Annotated in this window: 14 protein-coding genes; 10 read left to right on the top strand and 4 right to left on the bottom strand. The window is 72.3% G+C overall.

Translation table 11 applies throughout. From position 1 onward, the window contains the following. Positions 1 to 11: 11 nt before the first annotated feature. Positions 12 to 1,541, bottom strand: a complete 1,530-nt coding sequence (locus DN051_RS23295) for an RICIN domain-containing protein (protein ID WP_112439428.1) — start codon at positions 1,539 to 1,541, stop codon at positions 12 to 14. Positions 1,542 to 1,743: 202 nt separating this feature from the next. Then, positions 1,744 to 2,682 carry an RNA polymerase sigma factor SigF gene (locus DN051_RS23300; RefSeq protein WP_053760322.1) on the bottom strand — a complete coding sequence of 313 codons (939 nt, stop codon included), beginning with the start codon at positions 2,680 to 2,682 and terminating at the stop codon, positions 1,744 to 1,746. A 239-nt stretch (positions 2,683 to 2,921) separates the two neighbouring features. Here DN051_RS23300 and DN051_RS23305 point away from each other — a divergent pair, with 239 nt between their 5' ends. The 6 genes from DN051_RS23305 (at position 2,922) to DN051_RS45150 (ending at position 8,384) form a co-directional block, all read left to right on the top strand. Beyond that, the gene (locus tag DN051_RS23305) at positions 2,922 to 3,305 is read left to right on the top strand and encodes an STAS domain-containing protein (protein ID WP_112439429.1); all 384 of its coding nucleotides are present in this window, start codon (positions 2,922 to 2,924) and stop codon (positions 3,303 to 3,305) included. A 263-nt stretch (positions 3,306 to 3,568) separates the two neighbouring features. Next, positions 3,569 to 4,159 (top strand): ATP-binding protein, encoded by a 591-nt coding sequence (locus DN051_RS23310; RefSeq protein ID WP_053760324.1) that lies wholly within the window; start codon positions 3,569 to 3,571, stop codon positions 4,157 to 4,159. Between the two features lie 233 nt (positions 4,160 to 4,392). Then, a complete protein-coding gene (locus tag DN051_RS23315; RefSeq protein WP_053760368.1) occupies positions 4,393 to 5,079 on the top strand; it encodes an LPXTG cell wall anchor domain-containing protein in 687 nt (228 codons plus the stop codon). A 31-nt stretch (positions 5,080 to 5,110) separates the two neighbouring features. After that, positions 5,111 to 5,974 (top strand): COG1470 family protein, encoded by an 864-nt coding sequence (locus DN051_RS23320; protein ID WP_053760325.1) that lies wholly within the window; start codon positions 5,111 to 5,113, stop codon positions 5,972 to 5,974. Beyond that, on the top strand, positions 5,971 to 7,047 hold the full coding sequence (locus tag DN051_RS23325; protein WP_112439430.1) for a hypothetical protein: 1,077 nt from the start codon (positions 5,971 to 5,973) through the stop codon (positions 7,045 to 7,047). Before DN051_RS23320 ends, DN051_RS23325 begins: the two co-directional genes overlap by 4 nt. Before the next feature lie 74 nt (positions 7,048 to 7,121). Continuing rightward, positions 7,122 to 8,384, top strand: coding sequence for a hypothetical protein (locus tag DN051_RS45150; protein ID WP_199315000.1), 1,263 nt, complete (start codon positions 7,122 to 7,124; stop codon positions 8,382 to 8,384). Between the two features lie 134 nt (positions 8,385 to 8,518). Here the strand turns inward: DN051_RS45150 and DN051_RS23335 are convergent, their stop codons facing one another. Next, the gene (locus DN051_RS23335) at positions 8,519 to 10,015 is read right to left on the bottom strand and encodes an oligopeptide:H+ symporter (RefSeq protein ID WP_112439431.1); all 1,497 of its coding nucleotides are present in this window, start codon (positions 10,013 to 10,015) and stop codon (positions 8,519 to 8,521) included. Positions 10,016 to 10,499: 484 nt separating this feature from the next. On the opposite strand from DN051_RS23335, the gene DN051_RS23340 reads away from it, so the two are divergent. Next, the gene (locus tag DN051_RS23340; RefSeq protein WP_053760328.1) at positions 10,500 to 11,177 is read left to right on the top strand and encodes a response regulator transcription factor; all 678 of its coding nucleotides are present in this window, start codon (positions 10,500 to 10,502) and stop codon (positions 11,175 to 11,177) included. Between the two features lie 54 nt (positions 11,178 to 11,231). Continuing rightward, entirely contained in the window at positions 11,232 to 12,500 is a 1,269-nt protein-coding gene (locus DN051_RS23345; RefSeq protein ID WP_053760329.1) for an ATP-binding protein, read from the top strand. A gap of 54 nt (positions 12,501 to 12,554) precedes the next feature. On the opposite strand, the gene DN051_RS23350 is transcribed toward DN051_RS23345, so the two are convergent. After that, a complete protein-coding gene (locus tag DN051_RS23350) occupies positions 12,555 to 13,091 on the bottom strand; it encodes a GtrA family protein (protein ID WP_053760330.1) in 537 nt (178 codons plus the stop codon). Between the two features lie 173 nt (positions 13,092 to 13,264). On the opposite strand from DN051_RS23350, the gene DN051_RS23355 reads away from it, so the two are divergent. Both DN051_RS23355 and purE read left to right on the top strand, forming a co-directional pair. Beyond that, the gene (locus DN051_RS23355; protein WP_053760331.1) at positions 13,265 to 14,404 is read left to right on the top strand and encodes a 5-(carboxyamino)imidazole ribonucleotide synthase; all 1,140 of its coding nucleotides are present in this window, start codon (positions 13,265 to 13,267) and stop codon (positions 14,402 to 14,404) included. Then, complete coding sequence (purE, locus tag DN051_RS23360) at positions 14,401 to 14,925, top strand: 5-(carboxyamino)imidazole ribonucleotide mutase (protein WP_079001157.1); 525 nt, start codon at positions 14,401 to 14,403, stop codon at positions 14,923 to 14,925. The genes DN051_RS23355 and purE overlap by 4 nt, the downstream gene beginning before the upstream one ends. Positions 14,926 to 14,935 lie beyond the last annotated feature (10 nt).

Consider the following 14,935-nt stretch of genomic DNA (forward strand, 5'->3'; position numbering starts at 1 on the left):
CCGGTGCGGGGTCAGGCGGCTCCGGCTCGCCAGCGCTGGTCCGCCCGCTCCGTCTCCTCCAGCAGCGCCAGTCCGTCGCCTCCCGACGGGGTCACCGCGTGGTCCGGCGAGATCCCGGGCCGGATCACGCCCCGCCCGTCCACCGTGAACCGCAGGTTCCGGCCGTTGCGCCCGTCGACCGAGTCGCACTCCCAGATGCCCACCCCGCGGTCCACCGAGCCCCGGCTGTCCAGGCAGAACTCCGGGTCGGCGTACGACTGCACCACGCCGCGCCCGGCGTCCACCCGCCACCGCTGGGTCGGCGAGCCGGAGCAGGGCGCCGTGCGGACGTCCTCGCCCTTCTCGATGTCGTCGCGGATGTCCAGGCACAGCCCCGAGGCGACATTCACCACCTGGGCGTAGTCGCCGTCCGGCGGATGCGTCGTGGGAGCCGGCGGCGCCGGCGTGGGAGAGGGCTTCGCACTCGGTGAGCGCGACGGGGACGGACTGCGTGTCGGCGAGGGGGACTTCGGGGCGGTGGTCGCCGGGCTCGCCGACACCGTCGCCGTGACCGTCACGGGCGGCGGCGGGACCAGCGGCGTGGTCACCGCGCCGGCCTTGTCCTGGGCGGCGGGGTCGTCCGGCTCGGGCAGGATCAGCAGCAGCGGCAGGACGGCGGCGCCGAGCACCGCGGAGGCCAGCGCGACCCGGCGGTACGGCGGCCGGTTCCGCCGCCGGTCCGGGCGGCCGGAGCCGGGCGCGCCGCCGCGGGCGACGTACGCGGTGCCCGCCCACGGCAGCAGCCCCTCGGCCAGCGCGGTGCGCGGCGCGTCCCGCAGCGCGGTCAGCTCCTCGTAGGCGGTGGAGCAGTGCGTGCAGCGCGCCATGTGGGCGTCCAGGTCCGGGCTGTGGCGCGGGCCGTCCGGCCGTACCGACTCCTCGATGAGCCGGCGGAAGTCCCGGCAGCGCACGTCGTCGGAGGCCGCGAGCCGGGACGTCAGACAGGCCCGTGCGAGCGCCTGGAGCGCCGGCTCCGTCTCGTACGCCACGTCCTCGCGGGTGCGGCCGAGCAGCACGGCGGTGCGCTCGTCGGGCTCCTGCTCCACCACCGCGTACCAGAGCTGCCCCTGGGTGCGGGAGGGAAGGGACCGGTACGCCGCGAGCATCGGCGGGACGGGGCCGAGGCTTCCCGCCGTGTTCAGGACCAGCAGCAGGCCCGCGTCGAGACCGGCGGACCGTTCGTCGCCGGCCCACTCCGCCGCTACCCGGCCGAGGAACAGCAGGAGCTGGTGCCGCCACGGTCCCGCGGGGTCGGATCCGCGGGCCGTCTCGCGGGCCGCGAGCGTGAAGGCCTGCACGGTGAGCTGCCGCGCGGCGGACTCGCTGGTGGCGCACAGCCGGGCGTAGGCGAGGACCGACGGGCGGTGCCTGGCGCGCAGTTCCTGAAGTGCCCCGTACGCGCGGGTGGTGTCGGCCCGCAGCAGTTCGGTCAGCCGCGTGTCGGACATACCGGAGTGCTCCGCGTCCCCGGCAGCGCCGCCGGTCCCGTCGGCCCGAGCCATCCACCCGCCTCCTCGCGACCCCGTGCATGTCAACAGCACTGACCTACCAGCCAGTTTGGGGGGTGACCATAGTGGTGGAAGCGAGGCCGCGGGGAAAGGTGTTACCGCCGATAACAGCGGGGGGTTTCCGAAGGGGCCCGGACCGGGCTCGTCCGGCGCCCCACCGGGCGCCGGACGACGAGCCGTCACCGCGGGAGGGCCGTCACTCCTCGACGGTGAGTCCCTTGCGCAGCCGCACCAGGGTCCGTGACAGCAGCCGCGAGACGTGCATCTGCGAGATGCCGAGTTCGTCGCCGATCTCGGACTGGGTCATGTTGGCGACGAAGCGGAGGGAGAGGATCTTCCGGTCGCGTTGCGGCAGTTCGGCGATGAGGGGCTTCAGCGACTCGACGTACTCGATGCCTTCGAGCCCGTGGTCCTCGTAGCCGATGCGGTCCGCGAGCGCGCCCTCGCTGTCGTCCTCCTCGGGCTGGGCGTCCAGCGAGGAGGCGGTGTACGCGTTCGACGCGGCCATGCCCTCGACGACCTCGTCGTGGGAGATGCCGAGGCGCTCGGCCAGTTCCTGCACCGTGGGCGCGCGGTCCAGCCGCTGGGCCAGCTCGTCGCCGGCCTTGGCCAGGTCGAGCCGGAGCTCCTGGAGCCTGCGCGGCACGCGCACCGACCAAGAGGTGTCGCGGAAGAAGCGCTTGATCTCACCGATGATGGTGGGCATCGCGAAGGTGGGGAACTCGACGCCGCGGCTGAGCTCGAAGCGGTCGATCGCCTTGATCAGGCCGATCGTGCCGACCTGGATGATGTCCTCCATCGGCTCGCTGCGCGAGCGGAACCGGGAGGCGGCGAACTTGACCAGGGCGAGGTTGAGTTCGACGAGCGTGTTGCGGACGTACGAGTACTCGTGCGTGCCTTCCTCGAGGGACTCCAGCCGCTCGAAGAGGGTCTTGGACAGCGCCCGTGCGTCGACCGGGCCGACCTCGTCGTACGGGGGGATCTCCGGAAGTCCGGCGAGCGCGTCGTCCTGAACGGCGGGCGCGTCGGCGTCTTCGCTGCGGGACTCGATGGGATTCAGGTGTTCCGGGGCGGGTGTCGACGCCGCCGTCCGGGCGTGCGATGCATCGAGCCGGGGTGACATGATGTCCTCCATCGTTCTCGGCATATGGCTGCCGAAGCCAGTACGTGCACTGCGGCGTGCGGCGCCTCCGAAGCCGGCCGTGTCGGTTGCGTGTCCCTACTAGCCCTACCCGCTTACCCGAGCCCACCGCAAGTGCGTTCTGTGCACATATGTCCGTTTCTGTGCGGATGTTCGGCTGTCGAAGGGCGTAGGGAAGGCGTAGTGTTCGAGGCCGACAGGCAGCAGCCACGACCTCGGGAGAGAGAGGCGGCATGGACCACGGGACGGTCGGCAGCGCACAGTCGGGCCGGCTTCTGGTGGAGGTGCGGGAAGAGGGTTCCAGCGCCGTCGTGTCCGCGGCGGGTGAGCTCGATCACCACACCGCGGACCTGTTGCGCGAACCGCTCGAGGAATGCCTCGCCAAGGGGTTCAGCCGGCTGGTGGTCGACTGCTCACGACTGGAGTTCTGCGACTCCACGGGGCTGAACGTGCTGCTCGGGGCCCGGCTGAAGGCGGAAGCCGCGGGAGGCGGTGTGCACCTCGCGGGGATGCAGCCCGTGGTCGCCCGCGTGTTCGAGATCACCGGGGCGGAGGCGGTCTTCACCGTGCACGACACGGTCGAAGCGGCCCTGGCCGGTGAGGGTGAGGCCGACTGAGTGCGCCGGTATTGCCGAAAAGGGGGGTGTTCCGTCGTCCGCGTCGGGCAGGAGACATCCTGAACATGTCGGCGGCAACCATGACGGGGGTGACGCGGCGGACCGGCCGGACCGGCCGTCTTCCCATCTGTGCGGAGGGCACGTGCCGTGTGTACCCGTACCGGCCATGTGACCCACACTGAGTACTGAGCGCCGAGTGCGGCGATGTGCTCGGAACCGAACTCTTGAAACGTGAACTGGTGAATCGGTGAGGTGAAGCGCTGATGAGCACCACCCGGCCCTACTCGCCGGGCGACCGCGGGCCGGAGCCCGGCGGCGCTTCCGGGGCGTCCGGGGTGTCCGAGGGGGACGCACCCGGGGACGGGGCGTCCGAAGGCGGCACGACTGTGTCCTCGGCGTCCTCGGCACCCGCGGCCTCCTCGGTGTCCTCGGCGGCCCCGGTGCCGCGGCACACCCGCACGCTGAGCTTCGAGGGTGCCAGCGGTGTCGTCCCGATGGCCCGCGACTTCGCCCGTCAGGCGCTGTACGCGTGGGGCTGGCTGCCGGCTTCCTCCGCGGACCGGCGAGCCGCCGCCGAGGACGTGCTGCTCGTCGTGTCCGAGCTGGTCACCAACGCCTGTCTGCACGCCGAGGGGCCGGACGAGCTGTGGATCTCCTGTGACAACAAGGTGATCCGGATCGAGGTCTCCGACCGCGGTACCGGCCAGCCCGCACCCCGCACCCCGCACCGCGCCGGCCGCCCCGGCGGCCACGGCATGTTCATCGTCCAGCGCCTGTGCCTGGACTGGGGCGTCGTGCGCACCCCCGGTGTCGGCGGAAAGCGCGTCTGGGCCGAGCTGGGCGCGCCCGCGTAGCACCCGGCCGTCGCCGCCCGGGACGCGACACCCGCCCGGCACGGCCCGGGACGCGCGACACCCGCCTGGGGTTACCCGGGGTTCGAACCCTTCCGCGGACATCACCGCACGCACGCCGGATCGTCACAACTCCGGGGTGCACCGCGTCTTCCTTCCTCCGGCCCCCGGGCGTACCTTGACGGCCCATCTGATGTGCCGTCAGGAATCAGGAGGCGATGACGCCGATGTCGACCGTGTCGTACCGGAAACGAACCACAGCGCTCGCGTCCGCCGCGGCCCTGGCCGGCTCGGTGGTGCTGCTCGCCGCCCCGACGGCCCGTGCCGAGGTCGTCGACGTCGACTACCAGTGCAAGACACCGATCGGCGACAAGAGCGCCGTCTCGCCGATCGACATCAAGGGTGAGAAGAGCGGGGCCGGTTACAAGCTCACCATGTCCTGGCAGAAGGGCGTGTCGTCCAGCCCGGTCGAACTCGGCAAGGGCGCGATGAAGCCGAGCGCCACCATCGAACTCGGCGGCGCCGACAGCGGCACGGTGAACGTCACCGGCCCGGCCAACCAGGCCGCGATCCCCGCCGACACCCCGATCAAGATCAACGACCTGTCCGGCACGTACACCCCGAAGAAGTCCGGCAAGGTCACCTTCACGGCGGGCGTGCTCACCATCAAGGCGCTGGGCACCACCACCACCTGCACCCCGAGCAACGACCCCGGACCGGCCCTGACCCTCGACGTCACGGCGGCGGGCGGCGGTTCGACCGGTTCCCGAAGCGGCGGCGGCTCCGGGGCCGAACTCCCGCAGACCGGCCCCGAGGACTCCGCGATCGCCCTCGGCACCCTCGGCGGCACGGTCCTGCTCGCGGGTGCCGCGGGCGCGCTGTGGCTGACCCGCCGGAACCAGACGGCGCGCGTACGCCGCTGACCCCGCCGCAGCCCGACCGCCGGAGCCGCCGATGTCGTACGCCCGCCGGGCCCCGTACCGTTGCGCGTCCGTCCTGCTGTGCGCCGGGACCGTCCTGCTGGGCGGTGCCCCGGCGGCCGCCGCGGCCGACGGCTGGTCCGTCGCGCCCGCCGGCGGCCACCGCCCCGCCTTCTACGCGGAGGGCCCGCCCGGCACCGCGCTCCAGGACGCGGTGTCCGTGACCAACCGCGCCGGGCACCCGGTCACCGTGCGGCTGCGCGGCACCGGCCCGCCGATCGCCTTCGCCGACGCCGAGGTGCGGGTGCCCGCCCGCACCCGGGCGGACATCCCGTTCACCGTGACCGTGCCCGAGGGCGCGCCGCCCGGCGACCACGCGGGCTCCGTCGTCGTACGCGACGGCGACGGTCGCTCCCGGTCCGTCCCGCTGCGGCTGCGCGCCGGCGGGCCGACACTGTCCGCGCTGACGCTCGAACGCGTCGTCGTACGGGGCGACCGCATCACGTACGACCTGGTCAACCGCGGTACCACCACGCTCGTACCGACCCTCGCCGTACGGGCCGACGGCCTGTTCGGCACCGTGCTCGACCGGGGCCCGCGCACCCTGTCCGCCGAACTGCCGCCGGGCCGCCGGGTGCGACTGCACGAACCGTGGCCCGGCCGCCCCGCCCTGGACGCGGTGGACGTCCGGCTGACGGTGACCGCGGCCGGCGGGGTACGTGACACGGCGTCGGCCTCGGCCCGGTTCGTGCCGTGGGGCCCGCTCGCGGGCGCGCTGACCGCCGCCGCGGGCGCGGCGGTCGTACTGCGACGTCGCCGGCGCCGGGTGCGCCGCATGCCGGACACGGCCGGGGAACACCGGTCCGACCAGGTCGAGTTGACGGGAGTGGCGCCATGAGGACCCGGATCGCGGTGCTGTTCGCGGCGCTGGCGCTGCTGCTCGGGCCGCTCGTGGCCGCCCCGGCCGCGTCCGCCGCCGAGGGGCCCGCCGTGAAACTGTCGAAGGCGCAGGCGGGCACCGGCGGCTCGATCACCGTGACCGGCAGCGGATGGCGGGAACGGGCGCTGCTGATGATCCTGATCTGCGGTCGGTCGGTGCCCTCCCGGGGCGTGATCGGCGGCACCAACTCCTGTGCCAACGCCGACGGCCGGGCCGTCACCACCGACGCCGAGGGCCGGTTCCGCAGGACGCTGCCGGTCGCCGAGCCGCCGGTGCCGTGCCCGTGCGTGGTGCACGTCGCCACGGTGACCGGGGCCGAGGCGCAGGCCGACGCCGTCTTCCAGGTCGCCGGGCACAGCGTCGAACCGCTGCCCGCCGAAGCGGCCGGCGGCCGGCTGTCGGTGCTCGACGACACCCGGCTCGACGGCTCCGGCGGCCTGCTCACCTGGTTCGGCGCGCCGCCCACCCGCACCTTCGTCTTCACCGTCGGCAATGTCGGCACCTCGGCCGTCAAGAATCCCGTCTTCCAGATCGGCACGTCGCACGGCGTGTTCGCCCCGCAGTGGCAGGAACAGCAGTGGCGGGGCACCGTCGAACCCGGCAAAAGGGCCCGGATCAGCCTGCCGGTGGAGCTCGCGGCCGGGGCGCACGGCGACTACACCGTCTCGCTGAAGTACGGCGGCAAGGTGCTCGCCGAGCAGCCCTGGGGCGTGGGCCGGCCGTGGGGCGTGACGCTGTTCTGGCTCCTGGTCTGCCTGGTCGTACCGGCCGCCGTGTTCCGCGCCGGGATGGCCGTGGTCGACCGGGTCCGCCCGCCCCGTCCGGGCGGCGCCCGCCACCGCGGCCTGCGGCTGCCCGAACTCGCCCTGCGGCTGCCGGGGCTGACACCCCGCCAGGATCCGCCCGAATCGAACTCGACCCTGCCGTGGTTCACCCCGGACTCCGGTCCGGGCACGGCCTGTCGGCTCTCCGCACCGCACGACGACAGTCCGACGAGTCCTACGACTCCGCTCAGGAAGGGACCCACGTGAGTACGCCAAGGAGAGTCACACCGGCCGGCGGACCCGACGGCCGGCGCAGAACGGCCGCCGCCGGCCTCGCCCTGCTGCTCGGCGGCGCGGGCGCCCTGCTCGGCGTGGCCGCGGGGCCCGCGCAGGCCGCGGAGGTGTCGTACCGGACGGAGTGCGTCCCGCCCGCGATATCCGGTCTGCCGCCCGTGCAGGGCACCACGACGGTGGACATCACCGCGCCCGCCACTGCGAAGGTGGGTGACGATGTCGAGGTGGTCTGGACGTTCGTCGAGGCGGCCTCCAAGAACCCCGACATCGTCGACCTCCCGGAGAACTCGGTCCAGCCCAGCGGGACCCTCAAGGCGGCCGGCGCGCAGGTCGCGGACATCGCCCTGCAAGGGCCCCGGGAGAACCCGCCCATCCCCAAGGGCGCCGCCATGGTGCTCTCCGAGATGAAGGGCACGCTGAAGCTGACGACGCCCGGCGAGGTGACGCTGACCCCCGACGCGTACACCATCAACGCCATGTCCACGGACACCGAGTGCACCCCCGAGGAGGCCGTGCGGCCGGCCGCGACCATCGACGTGGCCGCGGGGGGCGGCGGTACCGGCGGACCCACGCCCGATCCCACGGACACCGCCTCCGATCCGCCGTCCGGCACACCGGCCCCCACCCCGACCGGGAGCGGGGGAGGCGACAACGGCGGCTCCGGTGGCGGGGGCGGCGGGCAGACGGACTTCACCGGCAAGGAGGTCCAGGTGCCCTACGAGTGCAAGACGCCCATCGGTGACAAGGAGGCCACCTCGCCGGTGCAGATCGACGCCCGCAAGGACGGCGGGAGTTTCGATCTCACCGTGCGGTTCGAGGAGTCGGTGATGGACAGCCCCGCCGACATCCCGGCGGACTCGGTCAAGCCGTCGATGGAGGTGGTCCTGGGCGGCGCCGACACCGGCACGGTCCATGTGGAGGGCCCCACCAACGCCGAGCCCATCGCGTCGGGCGACCCGATCGAGATCCCCGACCTGACGGGCACCTACAAGCCGGGCGCGAGCGGTGAGTCCACGCTGTCCCCGGGTGTCCTGACGGTCGAGGCGCTGGGCACGACCACGACCTGCACCCCGGCGAAGTCCGAGGTCTCGCTGACCCTGGACACCACCGAGCAGGCGGGCGGCGCCTCGGGCGGCGGGGGCTCGGCCTCCGGCGGAGCGGCCTCCGGCGGCTCGGACGCGGGCGGCGGGCTGGCCGAGACCGGCGCCGCGGACGACGGCGGCCTGAAGGCCCTCGGCCTCGTCGCCGGGACGGCGGTGCTGCTGGGCGCCGCGGTGTTCACGTTCCTGCCCGGGCGGCGCCCGCACTGAGCGGCCCGCCGGGACCACGCGCCGCCCCGAGGCGGCCCGCCGCGGCGGTGCGCCGTACCGCGCGCGGGTGAACGGCGGAGGGCCACCGCACCCACGTGGGTGCGGTGGCCCTCCGGCTGCCGGGCGGCGGCGTCTCAGCGGACGTCGCCCATCAGCTGCTTGACCTTGTTGCGGTACATCCAGACCGCGACACCGGCGAGCACGGCGAGCGTGGCCTCCAGGGCGACGACACCCGACTTGTTCAGGTCGACGCCGGCGATGGACAGCAGACCGGTGGTCGCGTCACCGGCGGTGACCGCCAGGAACCAGACACCCATCATCTGCGAGGCGTACTTCGCGGGCGCCATCTTCGTGGTCACCGACAGGCCGACCGGGGAGAGCAGCAGCTCACCGACGGTCTGCGTGAAGTAGATCGCCACCAGCCACATCGCGGCCGCCTTGTGACCGCCCTCGGCGATCGACAGCGGGGCCAGGAAGAGGAAGAAGGAGGTGCCGACCAGGACCAGACCCGAGCCGAACTTCACGATCGTGCTCGGCTCCTTGCCGCGCCGGTTCAGCGCCAGCCAGAACCAGGCGAAGACCGGGGCCAGGGCCATGATCAGGACGGGGTTGACCGACTGGTACCAGGAGACCGGGAACTCCCAGCCGAAGACGCTGTTCTCGGCCGAGGAGTCGGCGAAGAGGGACAGGGTCGAGCCCCCCTGGTCGTAGATCATCCAGAAGACGGCCGCGGCGACGAAGAACCAGATGTACGCGGACATCTTCGACTGCTCGGCGCGGTCCAGCTCCCGGTCCCGCTTGATCCGGGTCAGCACCATGACGGGGATGATCACACCGAGCAGGGTCAGCGGGACCAGGATCCAGTTCAGGGTGTAGCTGCCGGAGAAGCCGACGATCGCGTAGAAGACGACGGCGATGCCCGCCCAGACGGCGGACTTGCGCAGCGTCGTGTACTTCTCGGCAGCGGACAGCGGCTTCGGGACCGTGCTGGAGGCCGGGGCGAGGTGACGGCCGCCGAGCAGGAACTGGGCCAGACCCAGCGCCATGCCGAGCGCGGCGAGCGCGAAGCCGAGGTGCCAGTCGACGTTCTCGCCGATGGTGCCGATGACCAGCGGAGCGGCGAAGGCACCCAGGTTGATGCCCATGTAGAACACGGTGAAGCCGCCGTCGCGGCGCGGGTCGTCCGGGCCGTCGTAGAGCTGGCCGACCATGGTGGAGATGTTGGCCTTCAGCAGGCCCGAGCCGATCGCGACCAGGCCGAGGCCCCCGTAGAAGGTGCCGGAGGCGGGCAGCGCCAGCGTGAGGTGGCCCAGCATGATCACCGCGCCGGCCACGGCGACGGTCTTGCGCGGACCCCAGACCCGGTCACCGAACCAGCCGCCCGGCAGGGCGAGCAGGTACACCAGCGACACGTACACGGAGTAGATCGCGGTCGCGGTGGCCGCGTCGAGATGCAGGCCGCCCGGCGCGACGAGGTACAGCGGGAGCAGAGCCCTCATGCCGTAGTAGGAGAACCGCTCCCACATCTCGGTCATGAAGAGAGTGGCCAGTCCGCGGGGGTGGCCGAAGAAGGTCCGCTCGGACCCGGGGCTTCCCGGGGAGACCGAGTCCTTCGTCAGGCTGGACGCCATGGTCGATCCTTGCTCGTCGGGACGCGCTCCAAGAGCGATGCGCGCCCGGTGGGGGGACGGCCGGCACCGGCGGTTCGGCCGTCCACCCCACGCCCACGGGGAGTTTGCTCCGCCACGGAGCGAGAGACGGCGGCCACCGGGATCCACGCCCCACGCGCGGCGCTGCGCGCGAGGCCCGGCCACAGGTCATTCCTTCGGGCCGACCGAAGCCGGCCCGCACACAAAAGAGACCCTCGGCGTCAAAGCGGCGCCAAAGGTCCCTGTGGTACTACAGGCGTCCCATCACCATACGGCAGGACACTGCCGGATTTGAAACGACTTGAGAGACGGATCACAGGTGTCGCGGGAACCCCAGGCGTACCTTCGAAGGTCCTTCCCAGGATCGCACCCCACAGATATAGGTCCGTACCAAGGGTTCACAGGTAAGAATCCCGGCTCCGCCGTCTCACCCCGGCTCGCGGCACCGGCGGACTACCATCGGCACATGACTCGTGTACTGCTCGCCGAGGACGACGCGTCCATCTCGGAGCCGCTGGCACGCGCGCTGCGCCGCGAAGGCTACGAGGTCGAGGTACGTGAGGACGGCCCCACCGCGCTCGACGCGGGACTGCAGGGCGGCGTCGATCTGGTCGTCCTGGACCTCGGCCTGCCGGGCATGGACGGCCTGGAGGTGGCCCGCCGGCTGCGTGCCGAGGGTCACACCGTGCCGATCCTGATCCTGACCGCGCGCGCCGACGAGGTGGACACCGTCGTCGGCCTGGACGCGGGCGCCGACGACTACGTCACCAAGCCCTTCCGGCTCGCCGAGCTGCTCGCCCGGGTCCGGGCCCTGCTGCGGCGCGGCGCGGCCGAGCCCCAGCAGCCGCCCGCCACGCACGGCGTGCGCATCGACGTGGAGTCGCACCGCGCCTGGATGGGTGACGAGGAGCTCCAGCTCACGGCCAAGGAGTTCGATCTGCTGCGGGTCCTGGTGCGGGACGCCGGCCGGGTCGTCACCCGCGACCAGCTGATGCGGGAGGTCTGGGACACCACCTGGTGGTCGTCGACCAAGACGCTCGACATGCACATCTCCTGGCTGCGCAAGAAGCTGGGCGACGACGCCGCGAACCCCCGGTACATCGCGACCGTGCGCGGTGTGGGCTTCCGTTTCGAGAAGAGCTGAGGCACAGCCGCCCTCGCGGGCCGGGCCACCGTTTCCCTACGAGTAAGTAAGAAAATGCGCCGTCGACTGATCCAGTCCACGCTGGCCGTGGTGCTCGTGGTGATCGCTGTCTTCGGGGTCTCCCTCGTCGTGGTCGAGACCCGGACCATCAGCACCAGCGCCCAGGAACGGGTGGAGTCCGAGGCGGTGCGGCTCGCGAGCATCGTGGACAGCCGGATCCTCGGGGCCGAGCAGATCACCTCCGAGATCCTCGCCGACCAGGTCGGCGAGGACCGCTACGCGGTCGTCCGCATCCCCGGCGAGCGGCCGATCGAGGTCGGGCAGAAACCGTCGGGCGAGGTCATCGAGGCCACCCGCACCGGCGAGGAGGGCGAGACGGTCACCGTCCAGGAGCCGCGCTCGGCCGTCACCCAGGAGGTCGGCCGCACCCTGCTGATCATCGGGGCGGTGGCGCTGCTCGCCGTGATCGCGGCGGTGCTGCTCGCCCTGCGCCAGGCAGACCGCCTCGCCTCACCCCTCACCGACCTCGCGGAGACCGCCGAACGGCTCGGCTCCGGCGACCCGCGGCCCCGTCGCAAGCGGTACGGCGTCCCGGAGCTGGACCGTGTCGCCGACGTCCTCGACAACTCCGCCGAGCGCATCGCCCGCATGCTCACCGCGGAGCGCCGGCTGGCCGCGGACGCCTCCCACCAGCTGCGCACCCCGCTCACGGCGCTGTCCATGCGGCTGGAGGAGATCACCCTCACCGACGACCCGGAGACCGTGAAGGACGAGGCGACCATCGCGCTCACCCAGGTGGAACGGCTCACGGACGTCGTCGAACGGCTGCTGACGAACTCCCGCGACCCGCGTACCGGCTCCGCGGTCACCTTCGACCTCGACGAGGTCATCCAGCAGCAGCTCGCCGAGTGGCGGCCCGCCTACCGCAGCTCCGGCCGCGCCATCGTCAGCTCCGGCAAACGGCACCTCCAGGCGGTCGGCACCCCCGGCGCGGTCGCCCAGGTACTGGCCGCGCTGATCGAGAACTCGCTCATGCACGGCGGCGGCACCGTCGCGCTGCGCACCCGGGTCACCGGCAACCAGGCCGTCATCGAGGTGACCGACGAGGGCCCCGGCGTCCCGGCCGACCTGGGCGCGCGGATCTTCGAGCGGACCATCAGCGGACGCAACTCCACGGGCATCGGCCTGGCCGTGGCCCGGGACCTCGCGGAGGCCGACGGCGGCCGTCTGGAGATGCTCCAGGCCCAGCCGGCGGTGTTCGGCCTCTTCCTGTCCCGGACGCCGGTGAAGAAGAAGGGCGACGGGGACGACACGGTCCGCTAGCGCTCGCCGCGGCACCAGGGCGCGGCAGGCCCTCGGGGCGGGCCGGGAGCCGTCCTAGGCGCGGGCGCGCTGGGGAGCGCGGGTTCCTTCGGCCGTCAGGAACGATTCGGCGTCGGCCACCGCCTCGCGGGCCGGAAGCGCCCGGAACACCCAGGTGCGGTACGACCAGAAGCGGAACAGCGTCGCTATGCCGATGCCGAGGAACTTGAAGACGTTGCTCTGCAGCGGGCTGTCCCAGCCGAAGCCGTACGTCGCGGTGTAGAGCACGCCGTTCTCGATCACCAGGCCGACGGCGCTGAACAGCAGGAACAGCGTCAGCTCCCGGGTGCGGCCGCTCTTGTCGCGGTCACGGTAGGTGAAGTAGCGGAAGCCGACGTAGTTGAAGGCGATGGCCACCACCGTGGCGATCACGCTGGCCCGCACCACCTGGAGGTCGGTCACGTGCCGTACCAGGTTGAACACGAGAAGGTTGACGAGGAGCCCCGCGCCACCGACGGCGCCGAACTTGGCGACCTCGCGCACCAGCTGTTCCATCCGCCCGCGCAGCCCGCCGCGCGACGTCGTGGGGGGTGCCGAAGAACCATGTCCCATGGTCGTGCAGGCCCCCGTCCGTCGGTGTGGTCAACCCGGCCATGCTAACCACCCCCCTTCGGTGATCGCTTGTGGATGAGGTCACGTCCGGACGGAGGGGCCGCCGGTGGGCCCGGAACCGGTGCGGAAAGGGCGGAATCCGGCCGACCTGGCGCGGCCGATACCCTGGAGGCGTGACGTTCCCGGTAGTCGGCATGGTCGGCGGGGGCCAGCTCGCTCGTATGACACACGAAGCAGGCATCCCGCTGGGCATCAAGTTCAAGCTCCTCAGTGACACCCCACAGGATTCCGCCGCGCAGGTCGTGAGCGAAGTCGTGATCGGCGATTATCGCGATCTCGACACGCTGCGTGACTTCGCGCGCGGCTGTGACGTGATCACCTTCGACCACGAGCACGTGCCCACCGAGCACCTGCGGGCCCTGGAGGCGGACGGCATCCCCGTGCGCCCCGGCCCGGAGGCGCTCGTGCACGCCCAGGACAAGGGTGTGATGCGCGCACGGCTCGACGCGATCGGCGTGCCCTGCCCGCGGCACCGCATCGTGTCCGATCCGCGGGACGTGGCGGCCTTCGCCGCCGAGGGCGACGGTTTCCCCGTCGTCCTGAAGACCGTCCGCGGCGGCTACGACGGCAAGGGCGTGTGGGTGGTCCGCTCCGCCGAGGAGGCCGAGGCCCCCTTCAGGGCGGGCGTTCCGGTGCTGGCGGAGGAGAAGGTCGACTTCGTGCGCGAACTCGCGGCGAACGTCGTCCGCTCCCCGCACGGCCAGGCGGTCGCCTACCCGGTGGTCGAGTCCCGGCAGGTCGACGGCGTGTGCGACACGGTGATCGCCCCGGCGCCCGAGCTGCCGGAGACGCTGGCGCTGAAGGCCGAGGAGATGGCCCTCAGGATCGCCAAGGAACTGGGTGTCGTCGGCCATCTCGCCGTCGAGCTGTTCCAGACCCGCGACGGCCGCATCCTCGTCAACGAACTGGCGATGCGCCCGCACAACTCGGGCCACTGGACGCAGGACGGCGCCATCACGTCGCAGTTCGCCAACCACGTCCGGGCCGTGCTGGACCTCCCGCTCGGCGACCCCCGCCCGCGCGCCCCGTGGACGGTGATGGTCAACGTCCTCGGCGGCGACTACCCGGACATGTACTCCGCGTATCTGCACTGCATGGCCCGCGACCCCCAGCTGAAGATCCACATGTACGGAAAGGACGTGAAGCCCGGCCGCAAGGTGGGCCACGTCAACACTTACGGCGACGACCTGGACGACGTGCTGGAGCGCGCCCGTCACGCTGCCGGCTACCTGAGAGGCACCATCACCGAATGAGCCCTGTTGTTGGCATCGTCATGGGGTCGGACTCGGACTGGCCCGTCATGGAGGCCGCCGCCAAGGCCCTGGACGAGTTCGAGATCGGCTACGAGGTCGACGTCGTCTCCGCCCACCGCATGCCGCGCGAGATGGTCGCGTACGGCGAGCAGGCGGCCGACCGCGGACTGAAGGTGATCATCGCGGGTGCCGGCGGCGCCGCGCACCTGCCCGGCATGCTCGCCTCGGTCACCCCGCTGCCGGTCATCGGTGTGCCCGTGCCGCTGAAGTACCTCGACGGCATGGACTCCCTGCTGTCGATCGTGCAGATGCCGGCCGGCGTGCCCGTGGCCACCGTCTCGGTCGCCGGGGCGCGCAACGCCGGTCTGCTGGCGGCCCGCATCCTCGCCGCCCACGACGAAGAACTCCTCGGCCGCATGCGGGATTTCCAGCAGGAACTGAACGACCAGGCCACCGAGAAGGGCAAGCGTCTGCGCGCCAAGGTCGACGGCGCGGCGGCCGGTTTCGGCTTCGGCAAGTAGGGGGGAAGCG

It is taken from the genome of Streptomyces cadmiisoli (assembly GCF_003261055.1).
Lineage (GTDB): Bacteria > Actinomycetota > Actinomycetes > Streptomycetales > Streptomycetaceae > Streptomyces > Streptomyces cadmiisoli.